General features: G+C 44.2%; 19 protein-coding genes and 1 pseudogene. 11 read left to right on the top strand and 9 right to left on the bottom strand.

Translation table 11 applies throughout. The features are described 5' to 3' along the window. Positions 1-81: 81 nt before the first annotated feature. Positions 82-2,157: a DNA helicase IV gene (gene helD, locus L1D11_RS11380; RefSeq protein WP_239862502.1), complete on the bottom strand. Its 2,076-nt coding sequence runs from the start codon at positions 2,155-2,157 to the stop codon at positions 82-84. Between the two features lie 177 nt (positions 2,158-2,334). Here helD and yccS point away from each other — a divergent pair, with 177 nt between their 5' ends. The 5 genes from yccS to L1D11_RS11355 all read left to right on the top strand — a co-directional run bounded on the left by yccS (position 2,335) and on the right by L1D11_RS11355 (position 7,906). After that, the gene (gene yccS, locus L1D11_RS11375; protein WP_239832101.1) at positions 2,335-4,518 is read left to right on the top strand and encodes a YccS family putative transporter; all 2,184 of its coding nucleotides are present in this window, start codon (positions 2,335-2,337) and stop codon (positions 4,516-4,518) included. A 355-nt stretch (positions 4,519-4,873) separates the two neighbouring features. Further along, the gene (locus L1D11_RS11370) at positions 4,874-5,035 is read left to right on the top strand and encodes a hypothetical protein (RefSeq protein ID WP_239862500.1); all 162 of its coding nucleotides are present in this window, start codon (positions 4,874-4,876) and stop codon (positions 5,033-5,035) included. 121 nt (positions 5,036-5,156) lie between these two features. Beyond that, positions 5,157-5,495, top strand: a complete 339-nt coding sequence (locus tag L1D11_RS11365; protein ID WP_239862498.1) for a hypothetical protein — start codon at positions 5,157-5,159, stop codon at positions 5,493-5,495. Between the two features lie 161 nt (positions 5,496-5,656). Then, positions 5,657-6,919, top strand: a complete 1,263-nt coding sequence (locus tag L1D11_RS11360; RefSeq protein ID WP_239862496.1) for a hydroxymethylglutaryl-CoA reductase — start codon at positions 5,657-5,659, stop codon at positions 6,917-6,919. Between the two features lie 75 nt (positions 6,920-6,994). Then, positions 6,995-7,906, top strand: coding sequence for a LysR family transcriptional regulator (locus L1D11_RS11355; protein WP_239862494.1), 912 nt, complete (start codon positions 6,995-6,997; stop codon positions 7,904-7,906). A 58-nt stretch (positions 7,907-7,964) separates the two neighbouring features. On the opposite strand, the gene L1D11_RS11350 is transcribed toward L1D11_RS11355, so the two are convergent. The 3 genes from L1D11_RS11350 to L1D11_RS11340 form a co-directional block, all read right to left on the bottom strand. Then, positions 7,965-8,879: a YjjW family glycine radical enzyme activase gene (locus tag L1D11_RS11350; protein ID WP_239862493.1), complete on the bottom strand. Its 915-nt coding sequence runs from the start codon at positions 8,877-8,879 to the stop codon at positions 7,965-7,967. Positions 8,880-8,903: 24 nt separating this feature from the next. Beyond that, positions 8,904-10,460 carry a YjjI family glycine radical enzyme gene (locus L1D11_RS11345; protein ID WP_239862491.1) on the bottom strand — a complete coding sequence of 519 codons (1,557 nt, stop codon included), beginning with the start codon at positions 10,458-10,460 and terminating at the stop codon, positions 8,904-8,906. 301 nt (positions 10,461-10,761) lie between these two features. After that, a complete protein-coding gene (locus L1D11_RS11340) occupies positions 10,762-11,343 on the bottom strand; it encodes a methyltransferase (protein ID WP_239862489.1) in 582 nt (193 codons plus the stop codon). Positions 11,344-11,504: 161 nt separating this feature from the next. Here L1D11_RS11340 and L1D11_RS11335 point away from each other — a divergent pair, with 161 nt between their 5' ends. After that, positions 11,505-12,383, top strand: a complete 879-nt coding sequence (locus L1D11_RS11335) for a LysR family transcriptional regulator (protein ID WP_010428915.1) — start codon at positions 11,505-11,507, stop codon at positions 12,381-12,383. Between the two features lie 10 nt (positions 12,384-12,393). Here L1D11_RS11335 and L1D11_RS11330 read toward each other — a convergent pair whose 3' ends face one another. Next, a complete protein-coding gene (locus L1D11_RS11330; RefSeq protein ID WP_239862519.1) occupies positions 12,394-12,744 on the bottom strand; it encodes a hypothetical protein in 351 nt (116 codons plus the stop codon). Between the two features lie 290 nt (positions 12,745-13,034). Here L1D11_RS11330 and L1D11_RS11325 point away from each other — a divergent pair, with 290 nt between their 5' ends. Continuing rightward, the gene (locus L1D11_RS11325; RefSeq protein ID WP_239862487.1) at positions 13,035-13,931 is read left to right on the top strand and encodes a cation diffusion facilitator family transporter; all 897 of its coding nucleotides are present in this window, start codon (positions 13,035-13,037) and stop codon (positions 13,929-13,931) included. Positions 13,932-13,966: 35 nt separating this feature from the next. Here L1D11_RS11325 and yddG read toward each other — a convergent pair whose 3' ends face one another. After that, positions 13,967-14,896, bottom strand: a complete 930-nt coding sequence (gene yddG / locus L1D11_RS11320) for an aromatic amino acid DMT transporter YddG (protein WP_239862485.1) — start codon at positions 14,894-14,896, stop codon at positions 13,967-13,969. Positions 14,897-15,079: 183 nt separating this feature from the next. Beyond that, positions 15,080-15,754: a pyrimidine 5'-nucleotidase gene (gene yjjG / locus L1D11_RS11315; RefSeq protein WP_239862483.1), complete on the bottom strand. Its 675-nt coding sequence runs from the start codon at positions 15,752-15,754 to the stop codon at positions 15,080-15,082. A gap of 214 nt (positions 15,755-15,968) precedes the next feature. On the opposite strand from yjjG, the gene L1D11_RS11310 reads away from it, so the two are divergent. The 3 genes from L1D11_RS11310 to L1D11_RS11300 all read left to right on the top strand — a co-directional run bounded on the left by L1D11_RS11310 (position 15,969) and on the right by L1D11_RS11300 (position 18,652). Continuing rightward, positions 15,969-16,145, top strand: coding sequence for a hypothetical protein (locus tag L1D11_RS11310; protein WP_239834577.1), 177 nt, complete (start codon positions 15,969-15,971; stop codon positions 16,143-16,145). Between the two features lie 239 nt (positions 16,146-16,384). Beyond that, positions 16,385-17,533, top strand: coding sequence for an L-threonine dehydrogenase (yiaY, locus tag L1D11_RS11305; RefSeq protein ID WP_239862481.1), 1,149 nt, complete (start codon positions 16,385-16,387; stop codon positions 17,531-17,533). 195 nt (positions 17,534-17,728) lie between these two features. Continuing rightward, positions 17,729-18,652 (top strand): hypothetical protein, encoded by a 924-nt coding sequence (locus L1D11_RS11300; RefSeq protein ID WP_239834575.1) that lies wholly within the window; start codon positions 17,729-17,731, stop codon positions 18,650-18,652. Between the two features lie 108 nt (positions 18,653-18,760). On the opposite strand, the gene L1D11_RS11295 is transcribed toward L1D11_RS11300, so the two are convergent. Then, positions 18,761-19,195 (bottom strand): YccF domain-containing protein, encoded by a 435-nt coding sequence (locus tag L1D11_RS11295; RefSeq protein WP_004740303.1) that lies wholly within the window; start codon positions 19,193-19,195, stop codon positions 18,761-18,763. A gap of 234 nt (positions 19,196-19,429) precedes the next feature. Between L1D11_RS11295 and L1D11_RS22645 the strand changes: the two genes are divergently transcribed. After that, positions 19,430-19,555: a hypothetical protein gene (locus L1D11_RS22645; protein ID WP_008218887.1), complete on the top strand. Its 126-nt coding sequence runs from the start codon at positions 19,430-19,432 to the stop codon at positions 19,553-19,555. Between the two features lie 98 nt (positions 19,556-19,653). Here L1D11_RS22645 and L1D11_RS11290 read toward each other — a convergent pair. Continuing rightward, positions 19,654-20,728: pseudogene (locus tag L1D11_RS11290) on the bottom strand (beta-eliminating lyase-related protein). Positions 20,729-20,837 lie beyond the last annotated feature (109 nt).

The raw sequence follows: 20,837 nt of genomic DNA, 5'->3' as shown, positions 1-20,837 counted from the left end.
TGTATGTCCTACTACTTTATGTCTGCAAATAAAATACAGCGAAAGCAACTTGAGCTCTTAATCGACACCCCGTCTAAGTAGCTACTTCTTACGAACCACTGGGTAGTCAGAACCATGCAGCTCTTGTACGAAGCCAGAACCATCGCCGCTGTGTGTGAACCACACTTTCTCTTTAGCACGTGTCATCGCTACGTAGAACAGGCGACGTTCTTCCGCGAATGGGAACACGTCTGACGATTCAGTCAATGCGCCGTCAATGTGAAGTTGCTTCTTCTTCGCCGGGAATTGTCCTTCATCCACACAAAGGATAATAACGAAGTCTGCTTCTTTACCCTTACTGGCGTGACAAGTCATGAAGTTGATATCAATAGAGGTATAGATCTTCTTCCAGTCTTCCAACAACTCAGGTTTATGGTAGTGATTGCGGCCAAGCATCAACACCGACTTGTTGGTTTTACCTTTAGATTGGCGGTTAAGTTGATCAAGGATCTTCTCAACCTCTTTACTTGGCGCACTGTAGACCGCCTTTTGCTTCTGTTGCTTGAAGCTGTTTAGCTCTTTCGGCAACTGAATTGGGTTTTCTTGCACAAAACGATTCGCCACAGCACCTAACTGATTGTTGAAACGATACGTGGTATCCAGGTGGTGAATCGTCGAGCTGGCGAAACGATCTTTAAAGCCTGTAGTTAAATCAACGTCTGCACCCGCAAATTGGTAAATAGATTGCCAATCATCCCCCACGGCAAAAATAGACGCTTGGTGCTCCGCTTTAGACTGGTTACACAGCGCCTCAACCAAGGCAAGACGATCAGGAGAGATGTCTTGATATTCGTCGATCATGATGAACTTCCAAGGCGAGATAAACTTACCTTTTTCGACGTACAGAGTCGCACGACTGATCATGGTCGAGAAATCGATATGGTTCTCTTCTTTCAATGCCTTTTGCCACGCCGTCACACAAGGCCAGCAAAGTGATAGTTCACTGTTAAGACGTGTGTAATCACGGTGATCGATAAGCTGCTGCTGTACTTCTTTCTTGGTTAATCCTGATGCGTTGAGCTGCTCCAATTGCTTTTCAAGCCAGCCAATCAACTTAAGGTTTGAAACGTGGCTGCCTAGCTCATCATCACCCGTTAGATAAGCAATTGGCCATTTAGATAAGTGCTTCTGCCAACGTTTGAAGTTGGTCGGCGTCATCCAGTGCTTCTTCAACCAATCAATACACCAGGCTTGGCGCTGATTGTCATCTAAAGCAAGGGGAGAAATCACCACACGCTCGGTTTCAACCTCATTCAAGATCTTCAAACCCAACTGGTGGAAAGTATTCACTTGAACCTTCTCAGACGACAACCCAATTTTGCTGTCGAGGCGCTGCTTCATTTCTTCGGCCGCTTCACGACCAAAGGCAAGTAATAGCAGCTCTTCAGCTTGTGCCTGATGGCTTTGTAATAAATAAGCAACACGAGCAGTCAGGACACTGGTTTTCCCTGAGCCCGCACCTGCAAGAATCAGGTTATGGTCATCGTTCATCAAAACCGCATATTGCTGTGACAAGTTCAACGGCGATGACTCACATTGAGCGAACAACACTTCCCAGTTTTTTCTCTCAGTCTCAAGCCATTGCTGGTTTCTTTCCGCTTGCTTAGCCTCGGTATCAGACAACCACGGCTGCAGTCTTGCGATGCGATTTGGCATACGCTGCGCAGCTTCGTCCAGGGTCATCGTCATACTCTCTAAGCCAGAGTTAACCTTCTCAACCCAAGTGTTGACCTTAGAGTGAGGAAGAAAGGCTGGAAGTTGCTCTAAACGCAGTAATTCAGCTTCCCATTGAGGTACGTGTTCAGCCAGTTGTTCACATTGTGTATCGTGCCACTTCTGGTATGCCGCCACCGATGCGCGTGCAAATTGACGACACTGGTTCCAAGGTAGACCTTGAACTAACCAACTGCGCTGCTTTCCGTCTTGTTGATTAGCAAAAAACTGTAACGATCCCCAAAACAATCCGCGTTTGATCGCGATCTTGCCACTCCAAATAGTAAACGGGATACGTTCCTCACTGCCCACTGACGACAACAACAGACGTGAACCATCGAGTTCAACCTGATGGTATTCATTTTGAATAAAAAATTGTGCAGTCTTGTTAGCGCTTAGCTGCATTGGAGTGTGCTCTTAATTGGGAATATTGAATTTATATCATGATGCAATGAGAATTAATAATATCTCATATCTTATCGACGCTTTCATGACCACCTACAGACAATTATGGATAAGTATCAAATTCTAGTGCTTGATTTCTGTTAGGATTATGGTTTTTAGTGCGTCAAGCGAGTGACTGTGGAATTTTCAGCCAAATTACGCCTCTATTGGGCAAATAAAACCATAAATTACAGCGTATTAATTCTCATCACTCTGCTCGGTGTGGTGGTGCCTACTTGGTATTATGGACAGAACACACTCATCACCCCACTGATCCTAGGTGTCATCGCAGCCGCACTAGCGGAAAGCGACGATAGCTTTACAGGGCGACTCAAAGCTCTGACCTTAACCTTTATCTGTTTTGCGATTGCTGCCTTTTCTATTGAACTACTTTTCGACACGCCGTGGCTATTCGCGTTAGGTCTATTTGCATCAACATTCTCATTCATCATGCTAGGCGCAATTGGCCCGAAATACGCAAGCATTGCGTTTGGCTCGCTGCTAGTCGCAATCTACACCATGCTAGGTGCCCATGAGAGCACAAATTTATGGTTCCAACCTTTATTGCTACTAACAGGCGCGGCTTGGTACTACTTAATGTCAATGATTTGGCAGATTGTGTGGCCAATGCAACCCGTACAGCAGAACCTTGCCACAGTATTTGACCAAATTGGCACCTACATGGAATCCAAGGCTGAACTTTTCTACCCAGTATCCGACCTTATTCCGCAGCCACACCGCATTATTGAAGCTAAATTAAATGCGAGTACCGTGAACGCGCTCAACATGTGTAAAGCAACGCTACTTAACCGCTCTAAGCGTGGACACATTGATGGCCCTAGTGACCGCTTCTTAAATACTTATTTCATCGCTCAAGACATTCACGAACGTGTAAGTTCGACCCACTATCGTTATCAAGAGCTTGCTAAGCACTTTGAACGTTCTGATGTTTTATTCCGATTTAAATACCTACTGGAAGCGCAGGCCACTGCATGTAAAGAAGTCGCGAGCTCGCTCAAGGTTGGATCTGAATATCAACATGGTGACAAGTCTGTATTGGCGCTAGATGAGCTGATGTCTTCACTTAATCATCTGCACCAGCAGAATAAGCCCGAATGGAAGCCGTTGTTGAACCAACTGGATTATCTGTTCAATAACCTAGCAACCGTTGAGAAGCAGCTATCAAACATCAGTAACCCAGACGCAGAAAAGCTAGAGGAAGATGTATTAGACGACACCAACCCACATACGTTGTCAGCAATGTGGCAGAAGATTAAAGCCAACCTACATACTGACTCTATGCTATTTCGTCATGCTATTCGTATGGCAATCACACTGACCATTGGCTATGGGATCATCCAAGGGTTTGAAATAGAACGCGGTTATTGGATCTTACTAACGACACTGTTTGTTTGCCAACCCAACTACAGTGCTACCCGCCAAAAGCTGACTGCTCGTGTTATTGGTACTGTTGCTGGCTTGTTGATCGGTGTACCACTGTTGACCTTCTTCCCTTCTCAAGAGAGCCAATTGGTCTTCATTGTGATAAGTGGTGTGATGTTCTTTGCGTTCCGTATTAACAACTACGGCTTCGCGACAGGCTTCATCACTCTATTGGTACTGTTCTGCTTTAACCAACTTGGTGAAGGCTATGCGGTGGTTTTGCCAAGGCTTGCAGATACCTTCATCGGTTGTGCTCTGGCGGTACTGGCCGTCGTTTATGTGTTACCCGATTGGCAATCAAAGCGACTGCATAAGGTAATGGCCGACGCACTCGATGCCAATAAGAACTACTTGGCGCAAATCATCGGTCAATATCGAGTCGGCAAGAAAGACACGTTGAATTACCGTATCGCTCGTCGCAGTGCGCACAATAACGATGCGAACCTAACCGTGGCGATCAGCAGTATGTTAGTCGAACCTGGGAAATATCGTACTTCTGAAGATGAGAGTTTCCGCTTCCTAACGCTCAACCACGCCCTATTAAGCTACATTTCCGCTTTAGGTGCGCATAGAACACGTATCGACGACGAGTCAACACACAAGCTCGTTTTAGATGTTCACCGTGTAATCCATGAGCACCTCGACGCGCTCAATGATCAGCTTTACTCTCACTGCGAACAGTGTGAAGTCAAAAATACCTATGATCCTGATTTGGATAAACGTTTGAGTGAGTGGCGAGAAGAAGATGAAAGTTCTGTCAAAATGGTTCTGCAGCAGCTGCATTTGATCTATCGAATGCTTCCAGAACTGCATACGCTAGCAACCAAATTTGCAGTTAAAGTAAAAATCGACAAAGCGTTTGAAATGGACGCCTCTTGAACGAAGCACAAATAACGTAAAAACAAAAAGATAACGCCAACTGCTTACCTTTTGATCAAAGGTCGTATTTATACATTGCTTTACCCATACCCCAAACTGGGTAGAGCAATTACTTGCCTACCCTTTCGCCACAAGGGTTGCAGGAGTTTTTACATCGTAGAATTCCTCTGACTTTGATTGACCAAGCCTTAACTTTGCCTAACATTTCTCGGACAAAAAACGACCACATAAATTTATAGTTGTCTTAGTTTCAGGAAATTTCAAACATCATTTAATATTCACTTAATCTTGTTTGATTTCCTGTATTAGTAGGCTATGCTCTTTAGAGCGTATTGATTTGAACTAAGGTCACATCATGAATACACTACAATTTGAAAAATTTAAGCAGCAAATACAGCTTCTTAGTACACAGCAATTAAAAGCACTTCAAGGTGAAATCGACGGTAATCTGGAAACAGAGAAAGAGACTCTGCTTACCGATGAAGAGCTAAATGCACTTAACGATCTTTTCAGTTAATAGACAGACATCACTATTTTAGTTTAAGTTCACATTCTCACCGTAAATTTCATCTGTTCAACATTGCGCTCAAAATATCGTCCACCTAGACTCTTCCCATACGTCAATTAAAGGTTCTGCTATGTCGATATCTGGTATTCAATCTGGTTACGCCATTATTCAGCAGTCTGCCAACATGGCTGAAGAAGCGGCGATCGAGCTCAAACAAGCGTCTGAGCATCCCCCAGTCTCTAAAGATACTCTTGAATCTGATGATGCTTTCAAAGGCAGTGATCTCAGCTTTAATCAAGTTGAACCCGAACAGTCTCTTTCGTTCAAATACAAAGATTCAGAACCCTCTTCTTCATCAAACGATGCAATGATCAAATTAACCCAAAGTGCTAGCTATAACCGAGTCGGAGCTAGTGTGGTTGATCGCCAAAACGAAGCCATCGGTAGCCTTCTCGACATTCATATCTAAATTTAGCTAAAATACAGCCTATATTTCGCGAAACTTCGCTGCTTTTTGCTTCAACAAACACACAAACTGTAACTCATTATATCTGTCGCTTGTTTCTGGTTTATTACTCGGTAGAATCAGCGCAATCCAATTTGCTGCACAAACTTTACTTCATACTATTTATGCCAAAACTAAATCTGCATCGCCGCGACTATGTTTCTATTTTAGGGGGCGATATCTCCGCAGACGAATTAGAAAATAAACTCCAGCCTCATTTTGAAAAGCCAGTAAATAAGCTGACACCTAGCCCTTACCTGACAGAAAAGAATGTGACACGCCGTTGGACAGCTCTCGACAACGCAGAATCACAACAAGAGCTACTCGACCCTCATACCGAAAGTCAGATGCAAGCCTATGAAAAAAACATCGAGCACTTCGTTGGCACAGTGAAAGTGCCTGTCGGTATATCTGGTCCACTGCGCGTTAATGGCCTATTTGCCCAAGGTGATTACCTAGTCCCACTGGCAACAACCGAGGCAGCACTTGTCGCGTCTTATAACCGAGGCTCTAAACTCATTAGTGCTTGTGGTGGCGCGAGTGCAATGTTGCTCAATGAAGGCGTAACAAGAACTCCCGGTTTTGCATTTCAAGGCTTAGTAGAAGCTGGACAGTTTGTGGCATGGGCAGTAACCCAGTATGAGAAGTTTAAAACCTTAGCTGAATCGACGACTTCCCATGGCAAACTTACCGACATCAATATCAACATTGAAGGTAACCATGTTTATTTGGTGTTTGAGTTTCTTACGGGAGATGCATCTGGTCAGAATATGGTGACCATCGCGACCAATGCGGTATTTGAGTACATCATAGAACACACACCAGTTAAGCCTGACCATGCCTTCCTTGATGGCAACTTATCAGGCGATAAGAAAGCGAATACCCAAACCTTGCGCAGCGTGCGTGGCAAAAAGGTAACCGCTGAAGTTAATATCCCAACAGAACTTGTTGCTAAGTATCTACACACAACGCCTGAGAAAATGGTTCAGTTTGGTCAAATGACCACTGTGGGCGGCGCTCTGAGCGGCACTATAGGTATCAATGCCCATTACGCTAATGCACTGGCTGCACTTTACATCGCTTGCGGACAAGACGCAGCGTGTGTTGCAGAATCAGCTATTGGCATGACTCGCATAGAACTGAACAAAGAAGGCGGCTTATACGCAAGCGTAACGCTTCCTAACCTAATGGTGGGTACTGTTGGTGGTGGCACAAGCCTTCCAAGCCAAAAAGCGTGTCTTGATTTGCTAGGCCTGCACGGCAATGGCAAATCCCAAGCTTTAGCTGAGGTTTGTGCTGCATTGTGTTTAGCAGGTGAGCTTTCAATCGTAGGCGCATTTTGCGCAGGCCACTTTTCACGAGCTCACCATAAGTTAGCTCGTAAATAACTTTTATCCAATTTGGCTTGTTCGGTTTTGATGTAAATTCAAAATCACAAGCCAATTTGAATGCATGAGTCATACATGGATTACTTACACTTATCGAGAGTGAGCCTTAAGCACCTCACTGCCCTACATATAATGCTGAATACCCATAGCGTGACTCAAACCTCTGAGCAGCTATGTGTCAGCCCATCAAGTGTAAGTAAAACTCTGTCTCAGCTTCGTGAGATCCTCAACGACGGGCTGTTCTACCGAGATGGTACCAAGCTCATCCCAACGCCCTTTGCGCTTCAAGTCGCACCAACGGTTCACGCGATTCTTTCTAGTATGAATGGGTTGTTGCATCAGAAGAGCTTTGCCCCAAAGGAGTATCAAGGCAGCTTTTCACTCTCTATGCGCGAGAGTACTTTTGAAGTCTTCGCCTCAAAGATCAGTAGAATCACCACTGAACTCGCACCAAACGCCAAACTCAACATCTATTCGAAACAACAGCTCGGCTTCGATGCGTTACTTAGCGGCAAAGTGAATTTGATCTTATTGCCTCATGATATATCCCAACCACCGACAAACAATAAAGAGCTAGTTTGGGAAACAATTCTTCCAGATGAGATGGTTTGTTTGATGGGCGCACACCACCCTCTTGCTCAGCAAGAACTGACGGTGGAAGGCTACCTAGATTACAAGCACATTGGGATTTTAGATAATGAACTGTCGCAGCCTTACTTTGAACAGAGTTTAGTGCAACGTCACAAGCCTAGAGAGATGGCTATTTCAGTCGCTGACTTTGGGGCTGCAGCTGTGCTTTGTCATCATACCCCCTTCCTATTCACTTGTTCGAAACAGTGGGTTAAGCATGCTAAGCAAGCTCAGGGCTTAGTGAGCAAACCCTTGCCTTTTGATTACGGAAAGGTGGCCTATAGCTTAGTGTGGAACAAGCCCAACATGAATGATCAGGCGATCAAGTGGTTGTGTGACCTGTTTTTAGAGACTTGATATTTATAGAGACTTTACGTTCTTTGAAGCCTGATTGACCGCCTAAGAAACTTAAAGACTAAGTATAAACCTCAGGGGTTTGCATCGGTCTTTGAACTATTGTGTAGAGCTTATCGTGAAAGCTCTGCATCTGTTGTTCGGTGCATTTCGGCCAATCTAATGCTTTGCCAATTACACCATGGTGCTGAAATGCATTCAGTCGAATTCGAACATCACTTGGTAGCGTCTTTAAGTAACGCCCCACCTGTTCAATTTCATCTTCAAGATCACTTTTGTTCGGAATATGCAGCAACCGAACTTCATGCAACTTACCTTTATCTGCTAAGTAATTGATGCTCTCAAACACTCGATGGTTTCCTCTGCCGACCAGCCATTGGTGTGTTTCTGATTGCCAGGATTTTAGGTCAATCATCGCTCCATCAAGGTAAGGCAACACCTTGTCCCACCCTTGCAGTGACAACGAACCATTACTATCAATAAAGCACGTGAGATGCGCTAACTGCGGATCACTTTTAATCACTTGAAACAGTTCGATGATAAACGGCAACTGCATGGTCGCTTCACCACCAGAAACGGTAATACCACTCAGGAAGAACTGATTATGTCTCACAAGCTCTAGTACTTCTGAAACCGTCATCGTGGTAATTTTCGGACTCGATTTGTGACCACAAACATCAATACACTGGTCGCAATTGGTGCAAGCCGCGGGATCCCATATCACTTTGCCATCAATAGCACTCAAAGCACCGCTTGGGCACCCACTAACGCAATCTCCGCAATGATTACAGTGATTGATGGTATGAGGGTTATGACAGGTTATACAGTCGAAGTTGCACCCCTGCAGAAACAGTACAAGCCGATTCCCCGGTCCATCAACACAAGAAAAGGTCAGCACACGGCTGACCTTCGCTTGTTTTTCTGTCTTATTGTTATTAACCCTAGCCATTTGAGTTGTTAGATCAGAAATTTTCATAGTTAATGCGATTCGAGTACTAGGTTATTCGTACGTTGGCGACATCTCTAAGCTTGCCACGCGAGGTTTACGCTCTAAGATGCCCGTATTTTTCGCCGCTTCAGCTCCTAAGAAAGTCGTGTTGGTGCGCGAACCTTCTTCGTCGTATTTAGCGATGTCAGACAACTTAATCATGTAACCTGTCACACGAACTAAGTCGTTTGATGCAACGTTAGCGGTAAACTCACGGTAACCCGCTTGAATCGCCCCCTTACACAGGTTGAACATGGCTTCAGGATTTGACTTCACGGTTTCGTCAATGGTCAAAATGTCACTGATACCTGAGGTGTAGAATTTATGATGACCCGCAGTCGCACGAACGTAAGAGACAGGATCTGGTTCTGTTCCATAAGGGATACGCACACCTGGAGTGACACCTTCATCTAGGCTGATACCACCTTGAGCATGCAATAAAGCCTTGCCTTCTAGACCATATTTCACTTCAGAACGATCAACGATCTCAGCCAGTTTTTCTGAAATGCGATGTCCAAGTTGGTTAGCTTGTTCGTCATGACCATAACGCCCCGCTTTGCCCTCTTTCTCCATCAAGATATTCACGGCTTCAGCCATACCGTAGATGCCGAACATTGGTGCAAAGCGATCTTCCTCGATCAAACGTTCTTTAGTTAAGAAGCCTTCGAAGAAGTTAGATTCTTCATGCAAGAAGCGGCTGCGAGCGTTCATCAGCTCAACCATGATAGCGCTGTAGTGTGGTAACACTTGCTGTAGGAAATCGACACTGTCTTCAGACTTTAACGCCACTTGTTTCAAGTTCATACGTACTAACGTGTTTGAGCCACCAGCTAGGGGCAGAGAGTTGTAACAGCTAACGATGCCAAAGCGCTTATCACCGTATGCCGCAGCGTGTGCTGGGTAGTTAGCGATGTGTGGCTTGCTGCATTCACAAATATTGCTCGCAGCATGACGCAGCAGATCATCAGGTGTTACGGCTGGGTCGTACATAAAAGTAAGATTAGGCGCAATCTGCTTGAGTTCAGCATCAACTCGTAAAATAGTACGGCAGATAACGTTGTCTGTTGGGCCGATATTCACATGCATGAACGCGTCTGGCAGTGTGCGGTCTAGCATGATCCAGAATAGCTTAAGCTTCTGATAAACCTGCTCTTCTGTTAGGTCGCCAACGAAAGGCATTAACACGTCATCCAACTGACCTAAGTAAACCGGAATAGATGTGACCGAAGGGACGTGATGGTACAGGATGGTAAGCATGTTCAATGCTTCATCGAAATTAGTTGCCGCGCTAAGCTCTAAATACTTTGAGCCTTGATGTAAGTATTTAGAATAGTCAGGAAGCACATAGCGCGGCTTAAATGGAGCGTGACCTTCAAACATGTCACATAGCACGCCTTGTTGTAAGGCTTGTTCTACTTCGTGACTTACCGGCATGTACGGTAGGCTCGCTTCAGCTTCTAAGGCAAGATAGCTCGATTTCTGTTTTGGCGACAGGTTGGCATCTGAAATGATATTGCTAAAGCGCTGTTGTTGTTCTGAAAGTTGTGGAGAAGCAGATTGGTGGCTCATGATTAAACCCTTAGTATTGTTATGGGCTTATTCTATATCTGACGATTTGATTTCCACTAATGAAATCTATGCAAGACTACATTTCCAAAATGGAAATGATATATTTGTAATTAGTATTTTCTAATACCCTGACACCACACGTTTAAAACATAAGTTATCGAGGTTACTAGAAATAGAAAACCCACATAACTGGCACTAAGGCCGTTGATGTGGGTTCGGTTATTTATGTTTTACTTTATTCGCTAAAACGTGTTTTGGATTTTAGTTTTCGCTAATCACTGAGCCATAAGCTTCAAATGAACTACTTACGCCCAACGCCCATAAGCACTTTTAGCTTGCCTTGTGGAGTATCAACTGAGAAAGGTGTCGATACTTCAACAACAGAAAACCCAGCAGCACTCAATACGTTCTCTGAACGCTCAGGGCTTATGCCGTAATCATCGCTGCCGTTTTCTAAGCACCAGTCCCAGTGAACAAATGCACCATCGTCCTCGAGTAGCGTATAAATCAGGCTTACTGTGTCTTGTAGGTTCGGGATAAAGCCACAAACCGACGACGCTACCACTAGGTCGAACTGATTTCGGAATGCTGGATGCTGCGCTGCAAGCCCGCGCGATAGAATATCAACAACCGGTTCAACGTTGGATAGCTCTTTCTTGTCTAGCTCTTCAATCATCCCTTCAGACATGTCGAGTGCGATGATCTCTTTTGCTAAAGGAGATATTTTTTGGCTGAGTAGTCCTGTACCACAACCAAAATCAAGGACACGGGTTCCGTTTAAATCAACGAGCTGTGTTAACTGGTCAAATACGGACTGTGCGAATACTGCGGTCGCGGGATCTTTATCCCAATCAACGGCGTACTCGTCCCATTGTTTCGCCATCATGGCCTCCATCTTTACTTCTTGTACGTTCGGATCCTGCACAGAGTAAACTAAATTAGTCAATTCGTCATAGAGTTATCATGCAAAGATGGACTATTTCTAAGATAGTCAGCACAATATTCGTATAATATGCACCAACAACCGCTCAATCTGGAAATGAAATGAACCTATCTCAAGTCCAAGCCTTCTGTTCTGTTGCTGATTTAGGATCAGTCTCTGAAGCTGCTCGCCAGCTAGAATGCAACCGAACCAAGCTTAGTATGTCGATCAAAGCCTTGGAGAAAGAGTTAGATGTAGAACTTTTCGTACGTAGCGGCAACCATGTCGAGCTGTCCGAAGCAGGTAAAGCCATCTATAAAGATTGCGAAGGAATGTTAGTGACAGCTGCGCGTATTAAACAAACCTGCCTCCATGTTTCTGGTGAGTTCAACGCCGAGATATGGATTGCTCGCGATGATTCTCTGCCCGATGAAATGTGGCAAGATTTATCTCACACGCTGAATAACAAGTACCCTTCCACTTCTTTCAACTTCGTTCTTGCATCAAGTGGTGACTTAGCCAACCTCGTTGAAACTCAACAAGTTGATTTTGCATTCGGCGTCGATTACGAACGTGTAGATGACCCGCGAATCATCTATAACCCGCTAGGTAAGATTCGGATGATGTCTGTATGTAAGAAAGGACATGACCTGAGTGCAATGCGCCGCGTCTCCGACGAGGTGTTAAGAAATTCGATGCAAGCGACCATGGTTTATCTCAACGAAAAAGATAATCCAGAGCTTGAGCCCTTCTCTCGTCGTTACATTGGTTTCTCTAGCTTTGACTTTATGCTAGATACGATTTTACGTGAAGAGGCATGGGGCGTAATGCCAGAGCCGTTGATTCGTCATTTGCTACGTGAGCAAGAATTAGCGGTAATCAAGCACACCTACGGCCTAACTCAAGAAGATTACTGCATGTTTACGGCTGCTGGGATGGCAGAACACCCAGGTATGAACTGGCTCGCGGACCAGCTGAGTGATTACTTGTTTGATTTCTAACTAGCGCTTATTAGAAGACCATCACGTGGTCAACTAAATAGAGTCCGTCTTCTTCAACTAACACCATTTCAGCAACGAATTCGCCTTTGGCAATGGTGTACACTTGCTTCCATATAAAAGCAACGGAATCAGAACGCCTAAACACCGCAACAGGTTCACGCTCTGCAAAAAAGCCGTTGCTGTGTTGATAATGATGACACACCTTTTCTAAATACTCAGGCGTCACTATGTCCTTCATTCGTTGAGTAAAGTCGCGGCAATGTTGGGCATGATCAACATTGGTTGAGCCCTCCATCAAATTATCCATAATAGGGTTAGCGATTGCCCACAAATCGCTGTCGCTAATACCATCAAACTTCATTGCCATCCTTTCTTTCCCACTATCTCAAGCGCTAATGCCCTTCACCGAGCTATAAAACACCGCTCAATGATGCGTTTTATTAATGATAAGCGATCTTGATTCAGTTGCACACTAGTCCGAGAAAACAGTCATCGTCAATTTTACTGACACCTAAAATTTCATGTAAGCAACTGAATTAAAATGAATAATATAAAAAACTATGTTCTGTAATATAAACAACATCAGATAAAGTTTGAAAATCTCGCTCAATATTAGAACAATGAAATTATCAAAAACATTTGGAAAATATTATGTGTGACAGGAAAAGCCAAAACGAAAATCGAGTTCTATTGTTCTCAGCCCTTTTAGCATCAGGCTTCGCTATTGGCGGATTGGTGTTGGGTCTTCTCGTTGGCTCTCTGGTCATAGTATTTGACGGTGTCTACTCTCTTATTAGCTTACTGTTAACTTTATTGTCACTAGCTGCCTCAAAATACATTAACCGCCCTTCTGATCGTGAATTCCCGTTTGGTCGTGCGATCATTGAGCCTATCGTCATCACGATTAAAGCCGCTGTCATTTTACTTGTGGTTGGTTATTCACTGTATTCAGCGATTGGCGCTTTGATGACAGGCGGTCGTGAAGTTGATGCTTCTATCGCAACTCTGTTTGGTATTTTTAACGTATTGGGCTGTGGTTATGCGTGGTGGTATATCGCTAAGAAGAGTAAGAGCATTTCATCTGGCTTGATTCAAGCTGAATCTAAGCAGTGGCAAATGGATACACTGTTGAGTGTCGCAGTAACAGCAGGTTTCGTCGTGGCTTGGTCAATGACATTCTCGCCGTTCGCAAAATACGCTGTGTATGCAGACCCAATGATGATGTTGCTGATGTCTTTCTACTTCATCAAAGTACCGTTCGATATGCTAAGAGAAGCTATGCGTGAGCTACTAATGATGTCGGCAAACAAAGAAATTTGTGACGCGGTAGATAAGAACGTTGTCGCGGTAGACAAAGAAGCAGAACAAGATTTGGAGCTAATCGGTGTGACTAAGGTTGGTCCTGAGCTAAGAATCAACGTTGATATTCATACCAACGACCAACAAGCGATTGCGGTCGATGATATTGAACGTACACGCCGCCAACTAAAGCGACGCCTGTCTAAGATGCCATATGAGCTTCAACTGAACCTCAACATCGCGAGCTAATTCTCACCCTAGCAATCGGTAGATGAACACAATTGCTATTGAGATTGAATCTCTTCAGAAGCCGACGCCTTAACCGTCGGCTTTTTCTCTCTTGTAACCCACCAGCAAGCCAGTGACCCAATCGTCACCATACACACCCCCTGCCAAAACGTGATGGTCAAGGTTAAACCTAAAATCATAGAAGAGAGTAAGGTCGCAAAAATTGGCGTGAAATAAGACATAGTCGCGAGAAAGACCATGTTGCCTCCCAATATTGCGGTATTCCAAAGCGCGTAACCCGCGCCCATACACACGCCAGCCAGAGCCAAATCAATCGCGGCACTGCTCGTCATTACCATACCGGTTTCGCTGCTCAATGCGTATTTGATCCACAAGGTGATCGCTGTAGCGATAAAGAACAACACTATCGCATTCTGCCCTTTCGCAACTTTCTGAGTGTAATTACAGTAAACCGCCCAAATAATCGCGCCGAAGAACGCCATCGAATAAGTTTTAGGGTTAGTCGCGATATTTGCCGCAATCTGTTCAACAGAGAGGCCTTGGTCGCCACTGATGCTCCAAGCCACACCAAAGAAAGCTAAAAAGATACTTGGGTACACCAGCCAATTTATCTTTTTATCGCTGAGTAATACCGCAAACAATACTGTCAGTGCAGGCCAAAGGTAATTGATAACCGCCATCTCTAAAGCTTGATGTCGGTTATTTGCCATGCCTAACGCCAAGGCCAGAAAGATCTCGTAGCAGACAAACAGCGCGCCACCAATCAACAAATAAGACTTTGAGAAGCGCTTCAGCCTAGGCAACCCCATTACGCAAACCAAAAACAGTGAACTCACTGTATAAAGGCTAGCTGCGCCGCCAATTGGACCTAATTGCTCTGACACGCTACGAGACAACGCAATTAAGCAGCTCCAAAGTAAAATGGCAGCTATGCCGTAGCAGCTATGGCGATGAGATTTCAGCACGCTTCTTCCTTCTATTTGTTATGAGTGGTTATGGTGGCAGCTTAAAGCATAAATACGCTTGAGTACCACAATCGAAAATTGAAACCAGTAAAAACTAAGTAGCCGAGCACAGAATTATACTCGGCTATTAATGATCAATAAATAAAGTAATGATCAACGAATAAAGCTAAAGTCGGTGAGCCGTTACGCTAGCAGAAGTGCTTGCAGCTCAGCCAGAGACTTGACTTGATAATGAGGGTTGATACCTTCTGGCGTTGCCTTCTCTTGGCTGTTTAACCAACAGGTCTCGATACCAAAATCTAAGCCACCTAAAATGTCTGAATGTGGGTTATCTCCCACCATCAAAATGCGCTGCTTTGCTGGTAAGCCAACCAGCTTATGTGCATATTCAAAGATCTCAGCATCTGGTTTAGCAACGCCAACTTCTTCAGAAATGATCACATGCTCGAAGTAATCTGTCATGCCAGTACGCTCTAAACGGATCGATTGCAGCTCGGTGAAGCCATTAGTAATAATGCCCATGTTCACTTTGCCTTGTAACGATTCCATTAGCTCTTTTGCACCTGGTAGCAGAGAACAGATGTCCGCCATTGCTGTTAGAAATGCGCTGTTTAATTCTGCAGTTGTTGTTTCTAACTTTTCAGCCCAGCTTTCGAAGCGTGTGTGCTTCAATTGATCAGCCGTTATTCGACCATCTTGGTAATCAACCCATAGTGGTAGGTTAACTTCTTGATAAACAGAATAATCCTGCTCGCTAAAATCCACACCAAAACGTGAGAACATTAGCTTCATTCCTTGAAAAGCGTCAAAGTGGAACAAGGTTTCATCCGCATCAAAGAATATCCAATCGTACTTCATTATCTGTCCTATTATTCGCGCTATCGCGCCGTATTTATATTTATTATTTCCTAACCTCAACGGTTAAGTGTGCATTCTACTACCATTTTTGTGAGCCTGAAGATAGTTCTAAAAATTTATAGAAAACAAGCAACAAGTCATGATGTATCGCAAATTTTGCCACATCTTAAACCAATACCATAGAGGAAATACACGAACTGTACCGGGAGGTACTATGAAGCACTTCTTACCTTCATCCATCATGCTCACCCCATTCCTGGTCAAATACTACGATGAAGAGCCACAAGAGGCGTCAGATTCGCCTGAGCAACCAAAAAATCAGGTCGAGTGCAGTGCTGATTCTGTTCAAGAGCTAACAGAAGAAGAACATGAACCGGCACTGTCTGAATAACCTTTATTTTTCATGGTTATAGAGCAGCATACTGACCATAGTTCTATCAATCACTCGCTATCCATAACTGACAATATACACATCAGAAAACCATAAAAACGATTGCTATATGAGCCCTATCACAACCAATAACCAGAAAGTGGTAGTTCGGAATCAAAGTTGTTCCAGATCAATGGTCGACCAGTTGTTTGCCGACAACATATAGGCAATTAAAAATCATAATTAACCGGAGTTTTCCAATGTCTAGTGCATTTTACATCCCTACAATAAACTTCATGGGTACTGGCTGTTTAAAGGATGCGGCTGATAGCATTCAGTCTCAAGGCTTTAAAAAAGGTCTTATCGTAACCGATAAAATCCTAAACCAAATTGGCGTGGTTAAGCAGGTACAAGACCTTCTTAGCCAGCGCGGTGTGGATGCTGTGGTATTCGACGGCACTCAACCAAACCCAACCATCACTAACGTTAACGACGGTCTTGAATTACTGACTGACAACGACTGTGATTTCGTTATTTCTCTAGGTGGCGGTTCTCCGCACGACTGTGCAAAAGGTATTGCACTTGTGGCTTCTAACGGCGGCAAGATTGCAGATTACGAAGGTGTTGATCAATCTGAAAAACCTATGATGCCTCTTATCGCTATCAACACAACTGCGGGCACAGCTTCAGAAATGACACGTTTCTGCATCATCACAGATGAAGAGCGCCACATTAAGATGGCTATTGTTGATAAGCACACAACACCGCTTATTTCAGTAAACGATCCTGAGCTAATGCTTGCTAAGCCTGCATCACTAACTGCTGCAACAGGTATGGATGCGCTAACACACGCTATCGAAGCTTACGTTTCTATCGCAGCGACACCAATTACAGATGCAGTAGCGATTAAAGCCATTGAACTTGTACAAGCACACCTAAGAACGGCAGTAGCGCACGGCGAAGACATTGAAGCGCGTGAGCAAATGGCTTACGCACAGTTCATGGCGGGTATGGCGTTCAACAACGCGTCATTAGGTTATGTTCACGCGATGGCGCACCAGCTAGGCGGCTTCTACGACCTTCCACACGGTGTATGTAATGCTATCTTGCTACCACACGTTCAACGCTACAACGCGCAAGTTTGTCCTGAGCGTCTACGTGATGTTGCAAAAGCAATGGGCGTGAATGTTGAAGGTATGACACCAGAGCAAGGTGCAGAAGCAGCGATCGAAGCGATTGTTCAACTAGCAAATGACGTGAACATCCCAACAGGTATCGCGCAACTTGGTGCGAAACTAGAAGACATTCCTACATTGTCTGACAACGCACTGAAAGATGCATGTGGTTTTACTAACCCTAAACAAGCGACTCACGAAGAAATCTCTGCGATTTTCGAAGCGGCAATGTAATCCAGCGTTAAGTCACTTATAAGTTAACCTACAAACGGGCTCACTTTCAGAGCCCGTTTTCTTTGCCTGCCACACGCGATTCAAGCCTCTGTTTTGAATAACCACAACTCCAGTTAAACCTCATTAAAAGTCGCATTGTTGTAACTGCTTAGTTATAGTCAAACTATTGATACATAAAATAACAAACAGGTTCCATTGAGTCGTTGGATAGTTAGCACTTCATTATTGGCATCACTCGCTACCCACTCTGCTGTTGCAGAGGAAACGGATGATTGTCACAGTCAGCCGTTAGAAGACACCCGTGTCGAAAAAGCCTATCACTACCTAAATAGCAAATTTTGCCAACCAGCCCTATGGTTCGATAACTTCTTCGTTGATGATCGTATTACCGAAGACGCCAGAGCCGGAACCTCTGTACGTTGGTACAATGATTTCATTTATTCAGAGGGCGGTGACGTTGATTATTCCACCAAACTAAACGCACGCTTACATTTACCCTTTGTCAGCAAAAGGCTTAAGCTAATCTACGAGTCCGTTGGTGATGAAGAGTTCTTAGACTTCTTCCCACAAGACTCTGAAGAGTTAGAAAATGCACTTGGTCTTCGTTATGACGCCTATGCTAAGGGTTACAGTAGTTTCAATATCAAAGCGACATTGCGCCCAAGAATAGAAGCTCGCTATCGTTTTACCTACCCGCTCACCACAGATGCAGTATTCCGGCTGACTCAACGTGTGTATCAAGAGAAAAGAGAGACGGGAGAGATCACTGATATCGATTTTGATCTTTCATTGAGTGACGATTTCTTAGCGCGTTGGTCAAATTTTGCAGACTATAACGATGATCTCAAATGCTGGGAGTATGGTACGGGAATTACCTTGTACCATTACCTTTCCCAAGACCAAGCTCTGCAATACGGCGCCACGATAACCGCGACTAGCGAGCCATATAACCACTACGAATACTCGCAAGTGTCGGTCACCTATCGAGAGAACATATGGAAAGAGTGGCTATTTTACGAAATCATCCCGCGCTACCAATGGGAACGCGAGCCATACGAAAAGCATACAAAAGAGGCCAATATCACTCTTCGAATCGAAGTCTTATTCAACAACGTATAGCGGCGAGAGAAGCTTGAGAAGGCAAACTAGAACCAAGAACCAAGAACCAATAAAAAAGCACATCAAATGATGTGCTTTTTGGTTTCAGATAAAGGTTAAACCAAATTCTTAACCTTTGTAATTTCTTACTCGAGCCGCTTCTGCTTCGCGTTTATCTACCACTGTTTTACCGATTGGTGCCAGTGAGATAACTGCTAGCTTAAGGTGCTGAATCGCAAATGGAATACCGATGATGGTAATGAAACACGCCACCGCTGACATGATATGACCAATTGCAAGCCAAATACCTGCAAACAAGAACCATATGATGTTACCTATCATACCTAATGGGCTTGTCCCGATATCCATTTCATTAGTCAGTTCATCACGAGAAATGGCTTCTTGACCAAATGGAAAGAACGAGAAGTTCCCCATAACGAAACACGCTCTGCCCCACGGAATACCAACGATGGTAAGGAATGCAAGCAGCCCAAAGAACCACCACGCCAATCCCATAAATACGCCACCGAACAGAAACCAAATGATGTTACCTATTGTTTTCATTCTGTATTCTCCAACTCTTCGAATGCTAATTAATTACTATGCCAAATAAGGCAGTACTTGTTTCAATAGGTTCATTATTGTTGAGCCTTTATGAACCGTTTATGAATCAACGCGATTTTCTGTGTTTGATGCACGCCACGAAACACTAAATCCACATAGGGCTCTTTGAATTTATTTGATACCATTCAGTTCTAACTCAAGCGCTGACTCAACAACGAATTTAAGGCCGAAACTATGAACAATACAGAGCAACCTAAAAAGAAAATGAAAAACTGGGTGCCTATCGTCTTCTTCGGAGTTCTTAGCACCGTTCCAGTATTCATGTTCCTAGTCGACGTGTACATCAACCAATATATGTAACACCCTGCCGCGATCTCTGTTCGAATGAATACAAGTAAGCCCGCCTGTATTCATTCTAATGAGCACTCCTCACCTCATTCAATTTAGCTTCTCTGCACTCAAATCAGCGCTTCGCTAATCAGGTCCAAGATATCGATCAGCTCATGATCCGGTAGATTTAATAAATTGTCCCCCACATACCACTCAATCTTACATTGATTCGGTAACTCACAGATCGCTGGGTTTCCTATCCATACCTTGTGCTTACTAGCGATATTGTCTCTTAAAGCAACCCCGTCTTCGTAACTCACCGGTAAATAAAGATGAAGCATGTTCGCTTGCGGTTGTTGCGGGTTCACTTTGAATTGAGGGTAATCCAATAAGATTTGGTAGATTTGTTTTGTACGTTCGAACAAAGCAGGCATTTGTGCTAGTCGTTGATCGAACTGCATAGCTGCCGATACAAAAAAAGGCGTACGATGATAGACATTACCGCCTTGTCGTTTCATCCAAGCTGATGCCTTGGTTACAAACGCTTTATCACCCAACAACAGTGAGCCACCAAGTCCATTTAGCCCCTTGTATAGAGAGACATAAGCGCTATCAAACCCCTTTGCGATTTCACTGTAAGGTTTTTGGTAATATGCACCACACTCCCACAAGCGCGCCATCCATATGCAGATGAATGGATTGTTCGTTGCAATACCGCTTAATCGCTTCGAGTTCTTCCCATTCTGGTAGCTGACCACCAATTTCTCGCATCGGTAGCTCGTATAGCGCTGCTGCAATTTCATCTGGCCACGCTTTCAAGTCATCGACATTCCAAGTGCGAAACACATTGCCCACTGGCAACACATTAAAGCGGTTCTGGAGCTGATACCCTTGGCGCTCATGACGCAAAATATGACTCGATTCGTGCATCGCAACCAACGGGTTTCTTTTCTCCTAGCAGGCGATCTCTAACGCTGTTGGTTGATTCATGGTACCTGTGATTACAAACACAGCCGCCTCATAGCCAAGCAACTCAGCAACTTTGGCTTCAAAGCCTTCGATGAACTCGCCATCTCCGTAGGTATCGTGATGTATGTTGTGCTCTTCACACCATTCAGCCATCTGAGCAAATGTTTGTGCCGGAGTCGGATCTAAGTGACCTGAAAGAAACAAATTACACTGTTGACGCAAGTCCATGCTCATACTTTTTTCCTTTATTCATTGTTGTTCTATGTAGAGAGATTGAATTATTTACGTTCCCTACCAACGTTGACATAAAATACGCTTATTTGCTTTTATTATTCACGAATAA

Source organism: Vibrio sp. Isolate32, from assembly GCF_022397955.1.
In the GTDB taxonomy this organism is placed as follows: domain Bacteria; phylum Pseudomonadota; class Gammaproteobacteria; order Enterobacterales; family Vibrionaceae; genus Vibrio.
Note: the sequence above shows the minus strand (reverse complement) of the source record. Positions and strands in the feature narration are given on the sequence as shown.

Coding starts and splice junctions, on each gene's coding strand:
- helD (WP_239862502.1), bottom strand. CDS start 2,157: ATGCAGCTAAGCGCTAACAAGACTGCACAATTTTTTATTCAAAATGAA.
- L1D11_RS11370 (WP_239862500.1), top strand. CDS start 4,874: ATGAATACACTACAATTTGAAAAATTTAAGCAGCAAATACAGCTTCTT.
- L1D11_RS11365 (WP_239862498.1), top strand. CDS start 5,157: ATGTCGATATCTGGTATTCAATCTGGTTACGCCATTATTCAGCAGTCT.
- L1D11_RS11360 (WP_239862496.1), top strand. CDS start 5,657: ATGCCAAAACTAAATCTGCATCGCCGCGACTATGTTTCTATTTTAGGG.
- L1D11_RS11355 (WP_239862494.1), top strand. CDS start 6,995: ATGGATTACTTACACTTATCGAGAGTGAGCCTTAAGCACCTCACTGCC.
- L1D11_RS11350 (WP_239862493.1), bottom strand. CDS start 8,879: ATGAAAATTTCTGATCTAACAACTCAAATGGCTAGGGTTAATAACAAT.
- L1D11_RS11345 (WP_239862491.1), bottom strand. CDS start 10,460: ATGAGCCACCAATCTGCTTCTCCACAACTTTCAGAACAACAACAGCGC.
- L1D11_RS11340 (WP_239862489.1), bottom strand. CDS start 11,343: ATGGCGAAACAATGGGACGAGTACGCCGTTGATTGGGATAAAGATCCC.
- L1D11_RS11335 (WP_010428915.1), top strand. CDS start 11,505: ATGAACCTATCTCAAGTCCAAGCCTTCTGTTCTGTTGCTGATTTAGGA.
- L1D11_RS11330 (WP_239862519.1), bottom strand. CDS start 12,744: ATGAAGTTTGATGGTATTAGCGACAGCGATTTGTGGGCAATCGCTAAC.
- L1D11_RS11325 (WP_239862487.1), top strand. CDS start 13,035: ATGTGTGACAGGAAAAGCCAAAACGAAAATCGAGTTCTATTGTTCTCA.
- yjjG (WP_239862483.1), bottom strand. CDS start 15,754: ATGAAGTACGATTGGATATTCTTTGATGCGGATGAAACCTTGTTCCAC.
- L1D11_RS11310 (WP_239834577.1), top strand. CDS start 15,969: ATGAAGCACTTCTTACCTTCATCCATCATGCTCACCCCATTCCTGGTC.
- yiaY (WP_239862481.1), top strand. CDS start 16,385: ATGTCTAGTGCATTTTACATCCCTACAATAAACTTCATGGGTACTGGC.
- L1D11_RS11295 (WP_004740303.1), bottom strand. CDS start 19,195: ATGAAAACAATAGGTAACATCATTTGGTTTCTGTTCGGTGGCGTATTT.
- L1D11_RS22645 (WP_008218887.1), top strand. CDS start 19,430: ATGAACAATACAGAGCAACCTAAAAAGAAAATGAAAAACTGGGTGCCT.